Source organism: Pseudomonas grimontii, assembly GCF_007858185.1.
GTDB lineage: Bacteria > Pseudomonadota > Gammaproteobacteria > Pseudomonadales > Pseudomonadaceae > Aquipseudomonas > Aquipseudomonas grimontii.
Window position 1 is genome coordinate 142993 of the sequence record NZ_VFES01000009.1, and the last position, 19323, is coordinate 162315.

Below are 19323 nucleotides of genomic sequence, written 5' to 3' on the forward strand. Positions count from 1 at the left end.
AACCAACTTTTAAAAACAGGGAAAAGTCCAGGCGGGGCTGGGGTTTGCGGGCAGGCAGCAGGATTTGAAGGACTGGAGATAGTCGAAAAAACGGCGGACTTATGCCGCTTACGGCAAGTACCCGTCTTACGAGTGACAGAGAACCAATGCAGGAGGGGCAGTTGGTTATTTGTCCGCCTTGAGGATTTCGTAATCACGCAACTTATTGGCGATGGTGGTGTGCGACACCCCCAGGCGTTTCCCCAACTGCCGGCTGCTGGAATGTTCGGCATACAGGCTCTCCAGCACCGCCTTCTCGAAGCGCCCGACAATCGCCTCCAAGCCGCCCTCCAGGGAAAAATCGCCAAGCGGTTGGCGCACGCCGTAGTCCGGCAGGCGAATGTGCTCGACCTTGACCGTCCCGCCCTCACACAGCGACACCGCCTGGAACAGCACGTTTTCCAACTGCCGCACATTCCCCGGCCAGTGGTAGTGGCTGAGTCTGTCCATCGCGGCAGGCGCCAGCTTGGGCAGCGGGCAGCCGATCTGCCGACTGGCCTGATCGAGAAAGTGCTCGACCAAGGGACCGAGGCCGTCGAGGCATTCGCGCAGAGGTGGGATATGCAAGGACAGCACGTTAAGGCGGTGATAGAGGTCCTGGCGGAATTCGCCACGGGCGCAAAGTTCGGACAGGTCCACCTGGGTGGCGCAGATCACCCGCACATCCAGGTACACCTCTTCGTCACTGCCCACGCGCCGAAAGCAGCCGTCCTGCAGGAAACGCAGCAATTTCACCTGCAAGCGCGCGCTCATTTCCCCGACGCCATCGAGAAACAACGTACCGCCTGACGTCAGTTCCAGCAGCCCGAGCTTGCCTTCGGCCCGCGCGCCTTCAAACGCGCCGGGGCCGTAGCCGAACAATTCGGTCTCGGCCATCGACTCGGGCAACCCGGCGCAGTTCAGCGCCATCAACGGCGATTGCCCGCGCGGGCTGGCCAGGTGACAAGCGCGCGCCAGCAGCTCCTTGCCGGTGCCGGTTTCGCCTTCTATTAATAGAGGCGCATCCAACGGCGCCATGCGCCGTGCTTCACGCACCACGGCAGCCATGACCTTGGAGCTTTGGAAGATACTGTCGAAACCGCGCAGCTCCTGTTTGCGCACATTGTAGATACGCTCGCCCACGCGGTCGGCACGGTGCAGAGTCAAGACGGCACCGGCCATGGCTTCGCTGTCATCGTGCTCGGAGGATTGCAGCGGCGCGATGTCCGCCAGGAACACGTCACCCTTGACCTTGACCCGCAGGCCATTGATCCGCGATTTACTCGCGCGCACCAGCTCCGGCAAATCGAAATCCTCGGCGTAACGCGACAGCGGAATGCCCGGCACCTCATCCACCCGCACCCCCAGCAACTGCGCAGCCGCACGGTTGGCGGCAACGATTGAACCGCCCATGTCGATCGACAGCACCGGAAATTCAAGCGCACCGAGTAGCGCATTGAGCTCCATATGCCGACGCTCACTGGGCATCAGCCCTACCCGTTTAACCCCGAACACCCCGGCAATCGCCTCGAACTGCGGGCGCAACGCCTGAAACTGCATGTTCACCAGGTTCGGGCAGAACAGGTAAATGGCGTTGCCATGCTCGCCACCCACCTCACCCTTGGCGACGTTGACGCCGTATTCCACCAACAGGTTGAGGATGTCCCGCAGGATGCCGATGCGGTTCTGGCAGTGCACTTTGATACGCATGAAAAGGCCCGGAAAGTGGGTAGGCGCCGCGTCTTTTTGTCGCTGGGCGCAGAAAGTCGTCAAGATTATGTGACAGCTTGCAGGCTTTTCCCAGCCCAATACGGCAACCAACTCCGCAAGCGTAACGAATACTTTACGAAAATCGGTAATTTTTCCTACTTTGACGCGTTTGAAGCCGATGGGAATCTTGCCCCGCACGGAGTATCAATAGGCTCATCGCAGGACATAACAAGAATTAATGCCTAGCAGGAGAGCCGTATGAAGCAGACGCACTACGTGGCCCGCGAGCCCGATGCGCAAGGTTTTATCCACTACCCGCCGGAAGAACACGCGGTGTGGAACACCCTGATCACCCGCCAATTGAAAGTGATCGAGGGCCGCGCCTGCCAGGAATACCTGGACGGCATCGACAAGCTCGGCCTGCCCCTGGATCGCATTCCGCAACTGGGTGAAATCAACCAGGTGCTGTCCGCCACCACCGGCTGGCAAGTCGCCCGCGTACCGGCGCTGATCCCCTTCCAGACGTTTTTCGAATTGCTCGCCAACAAGCAGTTTCCGGTGGCGACCTTTATTCGTACCCGCGAAGAACTGGATTACCTGCAAGAGCCGGATATTTTCCACGAGATCTTTGGCCACTGCCCGCTGCTGACCAACCCCTGGTTCGCCGAATTCACCCATACCTACGGCAAGCTCGGCCTGGCGGCCACCAAGGAGCAACGGGTGTACCTGGCGCGCCTGTACTGGATGACCATCGAGTTCGGCCTGGTGGATACCCCCGAGGGCCGGCGCATCTACGGTGGCGGGATTCTGTCGTCGCCCAAGGAAAGCGTGTACTGCCTGTCCGACGAGCCTGAGCACCAAGCCTTCGACCCGCTGGAAGCGATGCGCACCCCGTATCGCATCGACATCCTGCAACCGCTGTATTTCGTGCTGCCCAACCTCAAGCGCCTGTTTGAAGTGGCGCAGGAAGACATCATGGGCATGGTAGAGCGCGGTATGCAGCTGGGCTTGCACGCCCCCAAATTTTCGCCCAAACCAAAGGCTGCTTGAACTGCGTCTTTTAAGGCCAGGTGAGTCTGTTCCCTGGCCCCGCGTTGCTTTAGGGTGACGCCACTGACCTTCACCTATTCGAATTCAGGACACCGACCATGACCACCTTGAACCAAGCCCACTGCGAAGCCTGCCGCGCCGATGCCCCGCAAGTCAGCGATGAAGAACTGCCGGTGCTGCTCAAGCAGATCCCCGACTGGAACATCGAAGTACGCGACGGCGTGATGCAGCTGGAAAAGGTTTTCCTGTTCAAGAACTTCAAGTTCGCCCTGGCCTTTACCAACGCCATGGGTGAAATCTCCGAAGCCGAAGGCCATCACCCGGGCCTGCTCACCGAATGGGGCAAGGTCACCGTGACCTGGTGGAGCCACTCCATCAAGGGCCTGCACCGCAACGACTTCATCATGGCCGCGCGCACCGACGAAGTGGCCAAGGACGCCGAGGGCCGCAAGTAATGCATTTCGATGCCATCGGCCGTGTACCCGGCGACCCGATCCTCGGATTGATGGACCTGTATGCCCAGGACGCCAACCCAAACAAGTTCGACCTCGGCGTAGGTGTGTATAAAGACGACCAGGGCCTGACGCCGATTCCAGCGTCGGTGAAGCGCGCCGAACAGCGCCTGGTCGATACCCAGGCGACCAAGACCTATATCGGCGGCCACGGTGATGCAGCCTTCGGCACACTGATCAGCGAACTGGTGCTGGGCGCCGACTCCGCCCTGCTGCGCGAACACCGTGCCGGCGCGACCCAGACCCCAGGCGGCACCGGCGCCCTGCGCCTGAGCGCCGACTTTATCGCCCACAACCTGCCCGGCCGTGGCGTATGGTTGAGCGACCCGACCTGGCCGATCCACGAAACCATCTTTGCCAAGGCAGGGCTCAAGGTCAGCCACTACCCGTACGTGGGCGCGGATAACCGCCTGGATGTGGCGGCGATGCTGGCAACGCTGGCCACTGTGCCCAAGGGCGACGTGGTGCTGTTGCACGCCTGCTGCCATAACCCGACCGGGTTCGACCTGTCCCAGGATGACTGGCGCCAGGTGCTGCAGATCGTGCGCGAACGCCAGTTGCTGCCGCTGATCGACTTCGCCTACCAGGGCTTTGGCGACGGCCTGGAGCAGGACGCCTGGGCGGTGCGCTTGTTTGCGGCTGAACTGCCGGAAGTACTGATCACCAGCTCGTGCTCGAAGAACTTCGGCCTGTACCGCGACCGTGTCGGCGCGTTGATCGTGTGTGCGGCGGATGCCGAGAAGCTGACGGATGTGCGCAGCCAGTTGGCGAATACCGCGCGCAACCTGTGGTCGACGCCGCCGGACCATGGTGCGGCGGTGGTCGCGACCATCCTCGGTGATGCCGAGCTGAAAAAGCAGTGGAGCGAGGAAGTCGAAGCCATGCGTGCGCGAATCGCGCAGTTGCGTTCGGGACTGGTGGAGGCGTTGGCGCCCCACGGTTTATCTGAGCGGTTTGCGCACATTGGCGCGCAACGCGGGATGTTTTCCTACACCGGTTTGAGTGCCGGGCAGGTGAAGCAACTGCGCGAGAAGCACAGCGTGTATATGGTCAGTTCGGGGCGGGCCAACGTGGCGGGTATTGATGCGACACGCCTGACGCTCCTGGCCGAAGCCATCGCCGACGTATCCCACTGAAGGAACCGGGACTGAAAATGTGGGAGGGGGCTTGCTCCCGATGGCAGTGGGTCAGTGACAGGTGTATTGGCTGACACTCCCTCATCGGGAGCAAGCTCCCTCCCACATTGGGACTGGGTTGGCCTTCAGTTTATGATCATCTCGGCCTTGAGCAGCGCCTCTTTCGCCTGCGCATCCGCCAACCGATACAACTCGATGCTCCCATCCCAGTGCTCGATCAACGCCGTGCACGACTCCACCCAATCCCCGCAATTGAGGTAATCCACCTCGCCCACTTTGCGAATCTCCGCATGGTGAATATGCCCGCACACCACACCATGCAACTCGCGCTTGGTCACTTCGTGGGCGATGGCTTCTTCAAAATCGCTGATAAAGCTCACGGCGGTCTTGACCTTGTGTTTCAGATACGCCGACAGAGACCAGTAGCCATAGCCGTAGCGGGCGCGCCAGTGGTTCAACCAGCGGTTCAAAGTGAGGGTGAACTCGTAGGCCGAGTCGCCCAGGAACGCCAGCCAACGGTGGTACCGGGTGATCACATCAAACTGGTCGCCGTGGATCACCAGCAGATGGCGGCCGTCGGCCGTCACGTGCACGGCCTCATCCACCAGCTGGATGTTGCCCAGGATCAACGTGGAATAGCGGCGCAGGAACTCGTCGTGGTTGCCGGTGACATAGATGACCTCGGTACCGCGCTTGGCCATGGTCAGCAGGCGGCGGATCACGTTGGTGTGGGCCTGGGGCCAATACATGCCGCCGCGCATTTTCCAGCCGTCGATAATATCGCCTACCAGGTAGACCTTGTCGGCGTGGTAGCCCTTGAGGAACTGCGATAAATGTTCGGCCTGGCAATCCCGGGTGCCCAAGTGCACGTCGGAAATCCACAGGGTACGAACCCGCTGCTTGCGGCTGGGCTTGGTGAACTCGGCACTGGTCATGGGCATCCCTCGACGCTGTTTTCGCGAGCTTGCGCCTTGGCGATTAATAGCCCATGACAGTCGTGCGTCAGTCTGATGACAGCGCTCACCCGCCGCGAAGCGTTGTAGACTGGCGCCTTGCTGCCCAGGAGACCGCGATGAGCCCCACCCTCACGCTACGCCACTACCTCGAAGCCCCCATCGCCCACAGCCATGACCATGCGCAGTTGGTGTTCGGCCTGTCCGGGCATCTGGATCTGGAAGTCGATGGCCGCGGCAGCCAGGTGCGCGAAAGCAGCGTGATGGTACTGCCCTTCTCCGCCCACCACGCCTGTGGCAGTCGCGATGGCAGCCGCTGCCTGGTGCTGGATGTGCCCACGGAGCATTGGGTCCTGCAATCCCTGGGCGAACACGCCGACGCCAGCCGCCGCCTGCTCGATCAACCGGCACGCCTGGCCCTGGATTCCCGGCAACACCAACTGGTGCAATGGCTGGCGAACAGCCCCGTGGATGACCCACTGATCGTCCAACAGGGCGCGGTGCTGTTGCTGGCCAGCCTCAATCATTCGCAAGCCCCGCAGGTAACGAGCCGTCGCCTGCCGTATGCGGCATTCAATGCGCATATCGAGCGACACGTCGCACATCCGTTGCAGGTCGCCGACCTGGCGCGTATCGCCGGCCTGTCGGTGGCGCGCCTGCATGCGCGCTTCATCGCCGAATGCGGACAGACGCCCATGGATTACATCCGCAGCCGTCGCCTGCAACTGGCCTTGAACCTGCTGCGCGAGACGCCGCTGCTCATCGGTGAAATCGCCGAGCGGGTTGGCTACACCTCACAAAGTGCCTTTGCCGCCGCCATGCTCCGCGAGTTTGGCGCCTCTCCCGGTGCGTTGCGGCGCGCCACGTAGGGCGAGCCTTGCGCTAAAAATCGCGAGTCGCACGACAGACGCACGCACCGGCACCCTCTAGACTGCGACCCTGTCACTCCCGTTGGTTCAAGGATCGCAATGACTCCCCGCTCAGCCCTCGGCGCCCTGCATATCGGCGCATTGATGTTTGGCCTTACCGGCGTATTCGGCAAGCTGGCGGCCGCCTCGCCGGCCATCATCGTCTTCGGTCGCGCCGCGTTTGCCGTGCTTGCCCTGGCAGTATTTGCGCGCTTCGCCAGTAACGCCCCCTGGAAAACTTTGGCGCTGCAGGATTGGCGCCGCCTGCTGGTCAGCGGCGTGTTGCTGGCGGCCCATTGGGTGACGTTCTTCATGGCGGTCAAGGTCGCCGGCGTGGCCGTCGCCACGCTGGGGTTCACCGCATTCCCAGCCTTTACCGTGATCCTCGAAGGGCTGATCTTCCGCGAACGTATTCGCGCCAATGAAATCGTGCTGGTGGCCCTGGTCACCGTCGGCCTGGTGCTGGTAACGCCGGACTTCAATCTCGCCAGCGAAGCCACCGGCGGCCTGCTTTGGGGGATTGTCTCGGGCTTGCTGTTCTCATTGCTGTCGCTGAACAACCGCGCCAGCTCCGGCCGGATTCCCGCCGTGCAGGCAGCGCTGTGCCAGAACGTAGTGGTCGCGGTGTGCCTGCTGCCCGTGGCCGCGCCGGGGCTGGCGGACGTTCGCGCGCTGGACTGGTTGTGGATCGGTCTGCTTGGTGTGTTCTGCACGGGCCTGGCCCACAGCCTGTTTGTCGCCAGCCTCGCGGTGATCAAGGCGCGTACCGCCTCGGTGGTGTTCGCCATGGAGCCGGTCTACGGCATCACCGTCGCCTGGCTGCTGTTCGCCGAAACCCCGACCCTGCGCATGCTGTTGGGCGGCGCGTTGATCATCGTCGCCATCGTGCTTTCCGGGCTGATGGGCAGCGCCAGCCAGGCCAAACAGCCCACTGCAACGGCCTGATCTATACTTTAAACATCCGCAACAGTCAGCCGTCGTTCAACGGATAAAGACTCCTCGACGACAGCCATGGTGTTTTCTGAAGTTGCTGCAAGCGAGTGGTCACTCCATCAACGCTATGCAGGGGTTACATCATGGAAATGCTCATCAGCTTGCTGGTTCAGATCATCAGCGGCGCCGTCGGTGGCAATTTGGCCGGCATGACCAAACAAAGCCTGGGCACCGGGCTCAATACCTTTCTCGGCGGTATCGGCGGCCTGGTGCTGGGCCAGGTCGTAGCGGCGCTGACTGACACTTCGGGCGGCGAGGCGCTGGATGTGGCGGCGGTCGGCAGCAATATCGTCGGCGGCGGCGTGGGTGGCCTGGTGCTGACCTGGGTCGTGGGCTTCATCAAGAGCAAGATGGCCGCCAAATAGCGGGCATCCAGGGGTCACCGTCCTGATGTGGCGGTGACCTTCATTGCGTACGGTCGTTGTGGCCCAGGTCGCGTTGTGGGTCGATCTGGTCGCGCACGCGTTGCTTGAGCACCTTGGCTTCAGGAAAGCCACCGTCAACCTTGCGTTCCCAGATCTGCACACCATCGCAGGTGATGCGAAACGCCCCGCCGGTTGCCGGCTCCAGCGACACTTTGCCCAGGTCCTCGGCAAACGTACTCAACAGCTCCTGGGCCAGCCATGCGGCGCGCAACAGCCACTGGCACTGGGTGCAATAGGTGATGACGATCTCGGGTTTGCTCGCAGACATAATTTGACAGGTTCCTGGCATAACGAGGGATGAGGATCGGATGGCTATAATACCGGCCTTTATCGCCCAGCCTCGAGATTCATGATGCGCCGCCTGCTGTCCTGCCTGTTCCTGTGCCTACTCCCTCTTCTTGCCGATGCCGTTGAGACGCCCCGTCCCAAAATCGGCCTGGTGCTGTCCGGCGGTGCCGCCCGGGGCTTGGCGCATATCGGCGTGCTCAAGGCCCTCGAGGAACAGGGTATTCATATCGACGCGATTGCCGGCACCAGCATGGGCGCGGTGATTGGCGGGCTGTATGCGTCGGGCTACAAGATCGAGGAGCTGGAAAAACTTGCGCTGGGCATCGACTGGCAACAGGCGCTGTCCGACGCACCGCCGCGGGAAGACGTGCCGTTTCGACGCAAGCAGGATGACCGCGATTTCCTGGTCAAGCAGAAGCTCAGCTTTCGCGATGACGGCTCCCTCGGCCTGCCCCTGGGCGTGATCCAGAGCCAGAACCTGGCGCTGTTGCTGGAGAGCATGTTCGCCCACACCAGCAACACGCGTAATTTCGACAAGCTGCCGATCCCCTTCCGCGCCGTGGCCACCGACATCACCACCGGCGAGAAAGTGGTGTTCAGCAAGGGCCACCTGCCCCAGGTGATTCGCGCCAGCATGTCGATTCCGGCCGTGTTCGCGCCGGTGGAGCTGGACGGCCGGCTGCTGGTGGATGGCGGCATGACCGATAACATCCCACTGGATGTGGCGCGCGAGATGGGCGTAGACATCGCCATCGTGGTCGACATCGGCACCCCGTTGCGTTCACGCAAGCAACTGGCAACGGTGGTGGACGTGCTCAACCAGTCCATCACCCTGATGACCCGGCGCAACTCCGAAGAACAACTCAAGGCCCTGCACCCCAAGGACGTACTGATCCAGCCGCCCCTGGCCGCCTATGGCGTGACCGATTTCGGCCGCGCCAAGGACATGATCGACGCCGGCTACCGTGCCACCCGCGCCCTCGACGTCCGCCTGGCACATTTGCGCCCCGCCGAGCCGATCGACCCGCAACTGGTGGCGGCGCGTACCCCAGGCGAACGCACCCCGGTGATTACCGCGATCAAGGTGGAGAACGACTCGAAAGTCAGCGACGACGTGATCCGCTACTACATCCGCCAACCGTTGGGCGAACCGCTGGAGCTTGGCCGCCTGCAAACCGACATGGGCACTCTGTATGGCCTGGATTACTTCGAGCAGGTGCAATACCGCGTGGTGAAAAAGGGCCAGGACAACACCCTGGTGATCAGTGCGCGAGGTAAACGCAGCGGCACCGACTACCTGCGGCTGGGCCTGAACCTGTCGGACGATATGCGCGGCGACAGCGCCTTCAACCTGGGGGCCAGCTACCGCATGAACGGTATCAACCGCCTTGGCGCCGAGTGGCTGACGAGGGTACAGATCGGTGATCGGCAGGAGCTGTATAGCGAGTTCTACCAGCCGATGGATACCGGTTCGCGCTACTTTGTCGCGCCGTATATCAGCGCCCAGGCGCAGAACGTCGAGCTGATCCTGGACAACGACCCCATCTCCGAATACCGCCTGGAACGCTACGGTTTCGGCCTGAACGTGGGACGCCAGATCGGCAACAGCGGCGAGATCCGCTTCGGTGTCGGCGAGGCCTGGGGCAAGGCGGATGTGCGCATCGGCGACCGCGACCTGCCAAGTGTGAGCTTCAGCGAGGGCTTCTATGAACTGAAGTACTCCTTCGACTCCCTGGATAACGTGTACTTCCCCCACAGCGGCGAAGATATCGGCCTGGCCTTTCGCGAATTCGAACCTGGGTTGGGCTCGGACCAGCGCTACCGGCAATGGGAGTTCAAGCTGGACAAAGCCATGAGCCACGGCCCGGACACCCTGGTGCTGGGCGGTCGCTACGGGCGTACCCTGGATGATTCGGACGTGGTGATTTCCAGCTTCCTGCTGGGCGGTGCGCGGCAGTTATCTGGCTTCCGCCAGGATGCGATTTCCGGCCAGAACATCAGTTTGATGCGGGCGGTGTACTACCGCCGGCTGACGCCGCGCTCCTACCTGCCACTGGATTTCCCGCTGTACCTGGGCGCATCCCTGGAACGGGGTCGGGCATGGAACAACGACAATGAATTCGACAGCGGCTATATCAACGCCGCGAGTATTTTCCTGGGGTTTGATACGCCGCTGGGGCCGCTGAATTTCAGCTATGGGTTCAACGATGATAATCAGAAGGCGGTGTACCTGAACCTCGGGCAAACCTTCTAAGTCCCCCCTCGTGTAGCAGCTGTCGAGCGCAAGCGAGGCTGCGTCGGGCGCGACTCGAGTTTGAGTCGGCAGCGCGCCTGACGCAGCCTCGCTTGCGCTCGGCAGCTGCTACGTGGGGGCGGATCAGGACTTTTCCAGGTTCGCCAGGATGTGCCCATGCACCCGCATGCATACGCGCATATCTTCTTCGTCAACGCCTGCAAACAGCTCGTGACGCAACGCCGTGGCGATCGTCTCGATCTGCTCGATCAACGGCTTGGCGGTGTCACACAGCAGGATGCGTTTGGCGCGACGGTCTTCTACCACGGCCTGGCGTTGCACCAAGCCCTGGCCTTCGAGGCTGTCGAGCAACCGGGCCAGGGTCGGCCCTTCTACGCCGACGCTTTGCGCCAGCTCACGCTGGGTGGGTGCTTCTTCGAAACGAGCCAGGTGCAGCAGCACCAGCCAGCGCGCCTGGGACAAACCCAGCCCGGCCAAACGGCGGTCGAGCTCGGCGCGCCAACCTCGGGACATTTGCGCCAGCTGCATGCCAAAACGGTGTTGATCGGTTAACGGCATAAAAAACTCATGGTTTAGACTGAAAATAAAGTATGGCTAATTATTAGTCAGCTAAGCATGAGCCATGTCACTAGGCAAGACTTGCTATGTACTGATTCGTTACATTGTCGTAATTGGCACACTAAATTTCGAATTCAGACTGCAAAGCGGCCCGCACACAGTACAAAACCCCTTCCGGAACACGACCGGCAAACAGCGGTGCAATCTCCGTAACCGGTGGCAATTCGCCTTCCCCGTCAAGGAATGCGTCCTGGATCTCGCCGAGCAAATCTTCCGGCAAATCAAGGGCCTGCTCCAGCGACAACTGCTGCTTGCCGATGGATTCGGCCAGCAAGGTGTAGACGTTTTTCTCCGAGCATTGCAGCTGGCCGGCGATCTGGATCGGGGTCATGCCGGCGCGTGCCAAACTGATCAGTTCATGGCGAATATCGGCGATTTCCTTCGGCGCTTCGGCCTGGCCACCGAGCACTTCAAGGAATGCCTGGCCGTAGCGCTCCAGCTTACGCGCACCGACGCCGCTGACCCGCGCCATTTCGGCCATGGTGGTGGGTTGCTCGCGCAGCATTTCCAGCAACGTGGAGTCGGGAAAAATAACGTACGGCGGCACGCTGTGCTCTTGGGCCAGTTTGCGTCGCAGGGTACGCAGGGCTTCCCACTGTTCGCGTTCCTCACCCCGTACGAGCTGGCTGGCCTGGCTGGTGCTGGTCTTGGCGGTCGTTTGCGGCTTGAGGTCGCGGCGCAGCTCCAGGCTCACCTCGCCCTTGAGCAGCGGTCGGCAGCTGTCGTTCAGGCGCAGGCCGCCATACCCTTCGATATCGATGTCCACCAGGCCACGCGCGACCATCTGCCGGAACAACGAACGCCACTCACCTTCGGCACGGGCCTTGCCGACGCCGTAGACCGAGAGCTTTTCGTGGCCGAAGCTGCGTACTTTTTCGTTGTCCTTGCCCAGCAACACATCCACCAGATGGCCTACGCCATAACGCTGGCCGGTGCGGTAGATCGTCGACAGTGCCTGGCGGGCCGGCTCGGTGGCGTCCCAGGTCTGCACACCATCAATGCAGTTATCGCAGTGGCCGCACGGTTGCGGCATGTCCTCGTCGAAGTACGCCAGCAAGGTCTGGCGGCGGCAGCGGGTCTCTTCACACAACGAGAGCATCGCGTCGAGCTTGTGCTGCTCCAGGCGTTTGTGGCGCTCGTCGCCTTCGGAGTTCTGCAGCATCTGCTTGAGCATCACCACGTCCTGCAGGCCATAGACCATCCACGCGTCCGCCGGCAGGCCATCACGGCCGGCACGCCCGGTCTCCTGGTAATAGGCCTCAAGGGACTTGGGCAGATCCATATGGGCAACGAAGCGCACGTTGGATTTGTCGATGCCCATACCAAATGCGATGGTGGCCACCATGATCAGGCCTTCCTCGTTGAGGAAGCGTTTCTGGTGGGCAGAGCGTGTTTCGTTGGGCAGGCCGGCGTGGTACGGCAGCGCCGGGTAGCCCTGCTCGCAGAGGAACGCGGCCACTTCATCGACCTTCTTGCGCGACAGGCAATAGACAATGCCCGCATCGCTGCGCCGTTCGGAAAGGAACGCCAGCAACTGCTTGCGCGGCTGCTCCTTGGGTACGATGCGGTAGAAAATATTCGGCCGGTCGAAGCTCGACAGGAAACGCTCGGCGTTCTGAAGGTGCAGCCGCTCGACGATTTCTTCACGGGTGCGCTTGTCGGCGGTGGCGGTCAGGGCGATGCGCGGGACGTCGGGAAACAGCTCCGCCAGTTGACCCAGTTGCAGGTATTCGCGACGGAAATCGTGACCCCATTGCGATACGCAGTGAGCTTCGTCGATGGCGAACAGGGCAATTTCCAGGCTCTGCAAAAACGCCAGCATGCGCGGCTGCACCAGCCGTTCCGGCGCCAGGTAGAGCATCTTCACTTCACCGCGCTTGATCCGCGCGGCCAGGTCGCGTTGCTGCTCGGCACTGAGGGTGGAGTTCAAGGCCGCGGCAGCGACGCCGAGTTCTTCCAGGGTCGCAACCTGATCGTCCATCAACGCGATCAGCGGCGACACCACCACCGCCAGCCCGTTGCGCAACAGCGCGGGTACCTGGAAACACAACGACTTGCCACCGCCGGTAGGCATCAGGACCAGGGCATCACCACCCTTGGCCACGCGCTCAATGATCGCACCCTGGCGGCCACGAAAACTGTCGTAGCCGAAGATGTCCTTGAGGACGCGTTGAGCCTGATCGAGCATGTATAACTCCAACAAAATAGTGCCGAAATCCCTCTGTACAGGCTGGCCGAAAAAATGCGGCCTCACGGAAAATAATCCGTAAGCGAAGTTTTCTCGGCCTGGCGCTTGGCCTGCAGGGGCATCACAAAACGCGGCAGTATACCCGAGCGTCATCCGGCAAAGGGCGCCGCTGACGAATTGCAGCCCGTCTCTAAAACCTGGCAAATATGCACGCCGACTGGCTTGGGCGCGCAAGAACGCCTAGAATTCAGCATCGTTTATTCCCAAGGTAGTCCTTCAATGTCCTTCGCTGAGCAACTAACCCGCCTGCAAGCCTTCCTCGACGCCGATGAGCTGCATGACGAGGCGCTGGACTATGTGGCCGCCCACGGCTACCTGACCGCCCTGTCGATCTGCTCCGAGGTCGTTCCCGACCGTGAATGGATCGACGCGCTGTTCGCCGAAGAGCCGCACTACGCCGACGCCGCCCAGCGCGAAGAAATCGAATCCACCCTGCTGGCCCTCAAGGCCCACATCTCTCGCCAACTCGCCTCCGATGAGGAGTTCGAGCTGCCGTGCGACCTGGACCTGGGCGAAGAACCGGACGACTCCGACCTGCGCGGCTGGTGCATCGGCTTTATGGAAGGTGTGTTCCTGCGTGAAGCCGCCTGGTTCGAAACCGCCGAGGAAGAAGTCAGCGAAATGCTGCTGCCGATCATGGTCGGTTCGGGGCTGTTTGAGGAAGAAGCTGAATTTTCCGACATCGCCGCCGACGCCAACCTGATGGACGACATGATCGTACAGATCCCGGAAGCGCTGACCGCCCTGTACCTGCTGTGCAATGCTCCTGACGAAAAACCGGCGATCCTCAAGCCACGTCACCACTGAGTCGCCTGCCCGTGACACCCATGGGCAATCGCTCGCTGCTCCTGCGTTACGTGCTGCTGGCCATCGGCTGGCTGAGCGTAGCGTTGGGAGTGATCGGTATTTTCCTACCCGTGTTGCCGACCACGCCCTTCCTCCTGCTCGCCGCCGCCTGCTTCGCTCGAAGCTCCCCGCGTTTCTACCAGTGGCTGGTGGAACACCCGCGCCTGGGCCCCTGGATTCGTGACTATCTGGATGGCAATGGCATCCCGCTCAAGGGCAAGGTCTACGCCATTGGCCTGATGTGGTTGAGTATTGGTTTTTCCTGCTACCTGGTGCCATTACCATGGGCACGCGGGTTCATGCTGACCAGCGCCGTACTGGTGACAATCTACATCCTGCGCCAGAAAACCCTGCCACCGCGCTAAGCACGCACTGCGACATTAGATCCCACACGACCTTGGTCGACACTGACTAACCCCAGGCATCATGCGAGACTGTCCAACCGGGCCTGGAATGCCTGGGTGTTCTCATGCTCGGAGTTACCATGACGCTGTCCAGCGGGCTGATCGCCGCCGTTGCCCTGGCCTATATGGCCATTATGTTTGCCATCGCCTTCTACGGTGACCGCCGCCGTGCGCCGCTGCCGCCGCGCATGCGTGCCTGGGTCTATAGCCTGTCGCTGGCCGTCTACTGCACCAGTTGGACCTTCTTCGGCGCCGTAGGCCAGGCCGCCGAACAACTGTGGGCGTTCTTACCGATCTACCTGGGACCGGTGCTGTTGCTGGTGTTGGCACCCTGGGTCCTGCAAAAGATGATCCTGATCAGCAAGCAGGAAAACATCACCTCCATCGCCGACTTCATCGCGGCACGCTATGGCAAATCCCAGTCCCTGGCGGTGGTGGTCGCGCTGATCTGCCTGGTGGGCGTGCTGCCTTATATCGCCCTGCAACTCAAAGGCATCGTGCTGGGGGTCAACCTGCTGATTGGCGCTGGCGCGGACACCACCGGCACCCGCGCGCAAGACACCGCCTTGATCGTGTCCCTGGTGCTGGCGTTGTTCACCATTGTGTTCGGTACCCGCAACCTCGACGCCACCGAACACCACCGAGGCATGGTGCTGGCGATTGCGTTTGAATCGCTGGTGAAGCTGCTCGCCTTTCTCGCAGTCGGGGCGTTTGTGACCTACGGCCTGTACGACGGTTTCGGCGACCTGTTCAGCCAGGCGATGCTCGCGCCACGCCTGGAGGAATACTGGAAGGAAACCATCAACTGGCCGTCGATGGTGGTGCAAACCGGCGTCGCCATGATGGCAATCATCTGCTTGCCTCGGCAGTTCCATGTGACTGTCGTAGAGAACATCGACCCCCAGGATCTGCGCCTGGCCAAGTGGGTGTTTCCGGCCTACCTGATTCTCGCCGCACTGTTTGTAGTACCGATCGCCTTGGGCGGCAAAATGATGCTGCCCGGCTCGGTGCTTCCGGACTCCTACGTGATCAGCCTGCCCCTGGCCGAGGCTCATCCGGCCCTCGCCGTGCTGGCGTTTATCGGCGGTGCGTCGGCGGCCACCGGCATGGTGATCGTGGCGAGCATCGCCTTGTCGACCATGGTCTCCAACGACATGCTGCTGCCGTGGCTGCTGCGCCGCTCCAGCGCCGAGCGACCGTTCGAAGTGTTCCGCCACTGGATGCTGTCGGTACGCCGGGTCAGCATCGTGATCATCCTGCTGCTGGCGTATGTCAGCTACCGCCTGCTGGGCTCCACCGCGAGCCTGGCGACCATCGGCCAGATCGCTTTTGCCGCCGTGACTCAACTGGCCCCGGCCATGCTCGGCGCACTGTATTGGAAGCAAGCCAACCGACGCGGTGTGTTTGCCGGGCTGGCGGCGGGTACGTTCCTGTGGTTCTATACCTTGGTCCTACCGGTCACCGCGAAAAGCCTGGGTTGGTCACTCGCGATTTTCCCGGGGCTGACGTGGATGCACTCGCACCCGCTCGGTTTGTCGGTGACTTCTCTTACGCTGGGAACGGTGTTTTCTCTGGCAGGCAACTTCACGCTGTTCGTGTGGGTGTCGATGCTGTCGCGCACGCGCGTGTCGGAACACTGGCAAGCCGGGCGCTTCATCGGCCAGGAAATCAGCCAGCGCGCCAACGCCCGCTCGATGCTCTCGGTACAGATCAGCGACCTGCTCAGCCTGGCCGCGCGTTTTGTCGGTGAAGAACGGGCCCAGCAGAGTTTTATTCGCTTCGCCTATCGCCAGGGCAAAGGCTTTAACCCCAACCAGAATGCCGACAACGACTGGATCGCCCACACCGAGCGCCTGCTGGCCGGTGTGCTTGGCGCCTCTTCGACCCGCGCCGTAGTAAAAGCTGCGATTGAAGGGCGCGAAATGCAGCTGGAGGACGTCGTACGCATCGCCGACGAAGCGTCGGAAGTGCTGCAATTCAATCGCGCATTGCTGCAAGGCGCCATCGAGAACATCACCCAGGGCATCAGTGTGGTGGACCAGTCCCTCAAGCTGGTGGCCTGGAACCGGCGCTACCTGGAGTTGTTCAATTACCCGGACGGGTTGATCAGCGTAGGCCGACCGATTGCCGACATCATTCGCTACAACGCCGAGCGCGGCCTGTGCGGACCGGGCGAAGCAGAAGTGCATGTGGCGCGCCGCCTGCACTGGATGCGCCAGGGCCGCGCGCATACGTCCGAGCGCCTGTTCCCGAATGGGCGGGTGATCGAGCTGATCGGCAACCCGATGCCCGGCGGCGGCTTCGTCATGAGTTTCACCGACATCACCGCGTTCCGCGAGGCCGAGCAGGCACTCACCGAGGCCAACGAAGGGCTTGAGCAACGGGTGACGGAGCGAACCCACGAACTGTCGCAGCTCAATGTAGCGCTCACCGATGCCAAAGGCGTTGCCGAGTCCGCCAGCCAGTCAAAAACCCGCTTCCTGGCGGCCGTCAGTCATGACCTGATGCAACCGCTGAACGCCGCCCGGCTGTTCTCCGCCGCCCTTTCCCACCAGAACGACGGCCTGTCCAGCGAAGCCCGGCAACTGGTACAGCACCTCGACAGTTCGCTGCGTTCGGCCGAAGACCTGATCAGCGACCTGCTGGATATTTCGCGCTTGGAAAACGGCAAGATCAACCCGCAGCGCCAGCCCTTTGTCCTCAACGAACTGTTCGACGCCCTCGGCGCGGAATTCAAGGCCCTGGCCCAGGAGCAAGGCCTGCGTTTTCGCCTGCACGGCAGCCGCTTGCGCGTCGACAGTGACATCAAGTTGTTGCGGCGGATCCTGCAGAATTTCCTGACTAACGCTTTCCGATATTCCGATGGCTCGGTGCTGCTGGGCGTACGCCGACGCAAGGGCGAGCTGTGCCTCGAGGTGTGGGACCGTGGCCCTGGCATCCCGCAGGATAAACAGAAGGTGATCTTCGAAGAGTTCAAGCGCCTGGACAGCCACCAGACCCGCGCCGAGAAAGGCCTGGGCCTGGGCCTGGCGATTGCCGACGGCCTGTGCCGGGTGCTGGGTCACCGCTTGAGCGTACGTTCCTGGCCAGGCAAGGGCAGCGTGTTCAGCGTACACGTGCCACTGGCGCGCAACCAGACCAGCCCGCAGGTCAAGCCCGCACAGGAAAATGGCCTGCCCTTGAGCGGCGCGCAAGTACTCTGCGTGGATAACGAAGAGAGCATCCTGATCGGTATGCGCAGCCTGCTGACACGCTGGGGCTGTGAAGTATGGACCGCCACCGATCAAGCGCAATGTGCGGCGCTGCTGGCGCAAGGCATACGCCCGCAACTGGCGCTGGTCGATTACCACCTTGATCACGGTGAGACCGGTACCGAGTTGATGGGCTGGCTGCGTACACAAATGGCGGAGCCGATTCCCGGCGTGGTCATCAGTGCCGACGGCCGCCCGGAAATGGTGGCAGAGGTGCATGCGGCGGGCTTGGATTACCTTGCCAAGCCGGTGAAGCCAGCCGCGTTACGAGCGTTGCTGAGTCGACACTTACCTCTATAAACCGGATGTACCCTCCCACATTTCGGATTGCGTTTAGTCGGGAAGGTGCGCGACGCCGTCGGCGTCGGTCATCGCCCGCTCCAGCAAATCCGCCGGCAGGCTTTTGCTGGCACGCGCACCGAGCAACTTTAATTGCTCGGTGCGGCTGACCAGATTTCCGCGTCCATCTGTCAGCTTGTTCCGCGCTGCGCTGTAAGCCTTATCCAACTGCTGCAGACGATTGCCCACTTCGTCCAGATCCTGGATAAACAGCACGAACTTGTCGTAAAGCCAACCGGCGCGTTCGGCGATTTCGCGGGCGTTCTGACTTTGACGCTCTTGCTTCCAGAGGCTGTCGATCACGCGCAGGGTGGCGAGTAACGTCGTAGGGCTGACGATCACGATATGACGGTCGAAAGCCTCTTGGAACAGATTCGGTTCAGCCTGCAAGGCCGCGGAAAAAGCGGCTTCGATCGGCACGAACAACAACACGAAATCCAGGCTGTGCAAGCCTTCCAGGCGCTTGTAGTCCTTGCCGGCCAAGCCTTTGACGTGATTACGCAGCGACAGCACATGCTGCTTCAAGGCCTCGCGACCGATCACCTCATCATCGGCCGCGACGTACTGCTGATACGCCGTCAGGCTGACCTTGGAATCCACCACCACCTGCTTGTCACCGGGCAACATGATCAGCACATCCGGCTGGAAGCGCTCACCGTCCGGGCCCTTCAAGCTGACCTGGGTCTGGTACTCACGGCCCTTCTCCAGACCTGCGTGTTCCAACACCCGTTCGAGGATCAACTCACCCCAGTTACCCTGGGTTTTCTGGCCCTTGAGGGCGCGGGTCAGGTTGGTGGCTTCGTCTGACAGGCGCAGGTTCAGTTGCTGCAGGCGTTCAAGTTCCTTGGCCAGGGAAAAGCGCTCGCGAGCCTCGTTCTGATAGCTCTCTTCCACGCGTTTTTCGAAGGACTGGATGCGCTCCTTCAAGGGATCGAGCAACTGGCCAAGGCGTTCCTGGCTGGTTTCGGCAAAGCGCTGCTCACGCTCATCGAAGATCTTGCCGGCCAGCTCAGCGAACTGCGCACGCAACTCGTCCCGTGAGCCTTGCAGGTCGGCCAAGCGCTGCTGATGACTTTCCTGCTGCTCGCGCAGTTCGGCGCGCAAGGCGGCAGACAGTGCGTCGAGGCGGCGTAATTCGGTTTCCTTGGCGCTGCGGTCAAGGTTCCAGGCGTGGGCGGCGTCGCGGGCGTTATCGCGGTCGATCTGCAACAGCTCGACCTCCCGGCGCACAGCCGCAAGGTCCGCTTGCTTGGCGGCGTTGGCCTGGCTCAGATCGCTGATTTCATCGCGACTGGCATCCAATTGAGCGGCGAGGCCCTCCTGGGCCAGTTGCGCAGTGGCCAGGCGCTCTTCGAGCAGTTCCCAGCCGG

At 61.8% G+C, this 19323-nt stretch carries 16 protein-coding genes; 10 read left to right on the forward strand and 6 right to left on the reverse strand.

Going from position 1 to position 19323, the window contains the following annotated elements:
• Positions 1-165: 165 nt before the first annotated feature.
• Positions 166-1728, reverse strand: coding sequence for a sigma-54-dependent transcriptional regulator (locus FIV39_RS15830; protein WP_090400046.1), 1563 nt, complete (start codon positions 1726-1728; stop codon positions 166-168).
• Between the two features lie 258 nt (positions 1729-1986).
• Between FIV39_RS15830 and phhA the strand changes: the two genes are divergently transcribed.
• The 3 genes from phhA (at position 1987) to FIV39_RS15845 (ending at position 4426) form a co-directional block, all read left to right on the forward strand.
• Entirely contained in the window at positions 1987-2778 is a 792-nt protein-coding gene (gene phhA, locus FIV39_RS15835) for a phenylalanine 4-monooxygenase (protein WP_090400048.1), read from the forward strand.
• A gap of 98 nt (positions 2779-2876) precedes the next feature.
• A complete protein-coding gene (locus FIV39_RS15840) occupies positions 2877-3233 on the forward strand; it encodes a 4a-hydroxytetrahydrobiopterin dehydratase (protein ID WP_010208721.1) in 357 nt (118 codons plus the stop codon).
• Positions 3233-4426 (forward strand): amino acid aminotransferase, encoded by a 1194-nt coding sequence (locus FIV39_RS15845; protein WP_090400050.1) that lies wholly within the window; start codon positions 3233-3235, stop codon positions 4424-4426. Before FIV39_RS15840 ends, FIV39_RS15845 begins: the two co-directional genes overlap by 1 nt.
• Before the next feature lie 125 nt (positions 4427-4551).
• Here the strand turns inward: FIV39_RS15845 and FIV39_RS15850 are convergent, their stop codons facing one another.
• Entirely contained in the window at positions 4552-5361 is an 810-nt protein-coding gene (locus tag FIV39_RS15850) for a UDP-2,3-diacylglucosamine diphosphatase (protein WP_090400052.1), read from the reverse strand.
• 137 nt (positions 5362-5498) lie between these two features.
• Here FIV39_RS15850 and FIV39_RS15855 point away from each other — a divergent pair, with 137 nt between their 5' ends.
• The 3 genes from FIV39_RS15855 to FIV39_RS15865 all read left to right on the forward strand — a co-directional run bounded on the left by FIV39_RS15855 (position 5499) and on the right by FIV39_RS15865 (position 7645).
• Entirely contained in the window at positions 5499-6248 is a 750-nt protein-coding gene (locus tag FIV39_RS15855) for an AraC family transcriptional regulator (RefSeq protein WP_090400055.1), read from the forward strand.
• A gap of 99 nt (positions 6249-6347) precedes the next feature.
• Positions 6348-7232 carry a DMT family transporter gene (locus FIV39_RS15860; protein WP_090400057.1) on the forward strand — a complete coding sequence of 295 codons (885 nt, stop codon included), beginning with the start codon at positions 6348-6350 and terminating at the stop codon, positions 7230-7232.
• A gap of 131 nt (positions 7233-7363) precedes the next feature.
• Positions 7364-7645: a hypothetical protein gene (locus tag FIV39_RS15865; RefSeq protein WP_090400060.1), complete on the forward strand. Its 282-nt coding sequence runs from the start codon at positions 7364-7366 to the stop codon at positions 7643-7645.
• Between the two features lie 40 nt (positions 7646-7685).
• On the opposite strand, the gene FIV39_RS15870 is transcribed toward FIV39_RS15865, so the two are convergent.
• Positions 7686-7973 carry a SelT/SelW/SelH family protein gene (locus FIV39_RS15870; protein WP_090400062.1) on the reverse strand — a complete coding sequence of 96 codons (288 nt, stop codon included), beginning with the start codon at positions 7971-7973 and terminating at the stop codon, positions 7686-7688.
• Positions 7974-8057: 84 nt separating this feature from the next.
• On the opposite strand from FIV39_RS15870, the gene FIV39_RS15875 reads away from it, so the two are divergent.
• Positions 8058-10247, forward strand: coding sequence for a patatin-like phospholipase family protein (locus FIV39_RS15875; RefSeq protein ID WP_146371556.1), 2190 nt, complete (start codon positions 8058-8060; stop codon positions 10245-10247).
• A gap of 123 nt (positions 10248-10370) precedes the next feature.
• Here FIV39_RS15875 and FIV39_RS15880 read toward each other — a convergent pair whose 3' ends face one another.
• Positions 10371-10805, reverse strand: coding sequence for a MarR family transcriptional regulator (locus FIV39_RS15880; protein WP_090400066.1), 435 nt, complete (start codon positions 10803-10805; stop codon positions 10371-10373).
• Between the two features lie 121 nt (positions 10806-10926).
• Positions 10927-13053 (reverse strand): DNA helicase RecQ, encoded by a 2127-nt coding sequence (recQ, locus tag FIV39_RS15885; RefSeq protein ID WP_090400068.1) that lies wholly within the window; start codon positions 13051-13053, stop codon positions 10927-10929.
• 279 nt (positions 13054-13332) lie between these two features.
• Here recQ and FIV39_RS15890 point away from each other — a divergent pair, with 279 nt between their 5' ends.
• The 3 genes from FIV39_RS15890 (at position 13333) to FIV39_RS15900 (ending at position 17914) form a co-directional block, all read left to right on the forward strand.
• Entirely contained in the window at positions 13333-13920 is a 588-nt protein-coding gene (locus FIV39_RS15890; RefSeq protein ID WP_090400070.1) for a UPF0149 family protein, read from the forward strand.
• Between the two features lie 20 nt (positions 13921-13940).
• Positions 13941-14324: a YbaN family protein gene (locus tag FIV39_RS15895; RefSeq protein WP_027603821.1), complete on the forward strand. Its 384-nt coding sequence runs from the start codon at positions 13941-13943 to the stop codon at positions 14322-14324.
• 119 nt (positions 14325-14443) lie between these two features.
• Positions 14444-17914, forward strand: a complete 3471-nt coding sequence (locus FIV39_RS15900; RefSeq protein WP_090400072.1) for a hybrid sensor histidine kinase/response regulator — start codon at positions 14444-14446, stop codon at positions 17912-17914.
• Positions 17915-17947: 33 nt separating this feature from the next.
• On the opposite strand, the gene rmuC is transcribed toward FIV39_RS15900, so the two are convergent.
• Positions 17948-19312, reverse strand: coding sequence for a DNA recombination protein RmuC (gene rmuC, locus FIV39_RS15905; RefSeq protein ID WP_186731532.1), 1365 nt, complete (start codon positions 19310-19312; stop codon positions 17948-17950).
• Positions 19313-19323 lie beyond the last annotated feature (11 nt).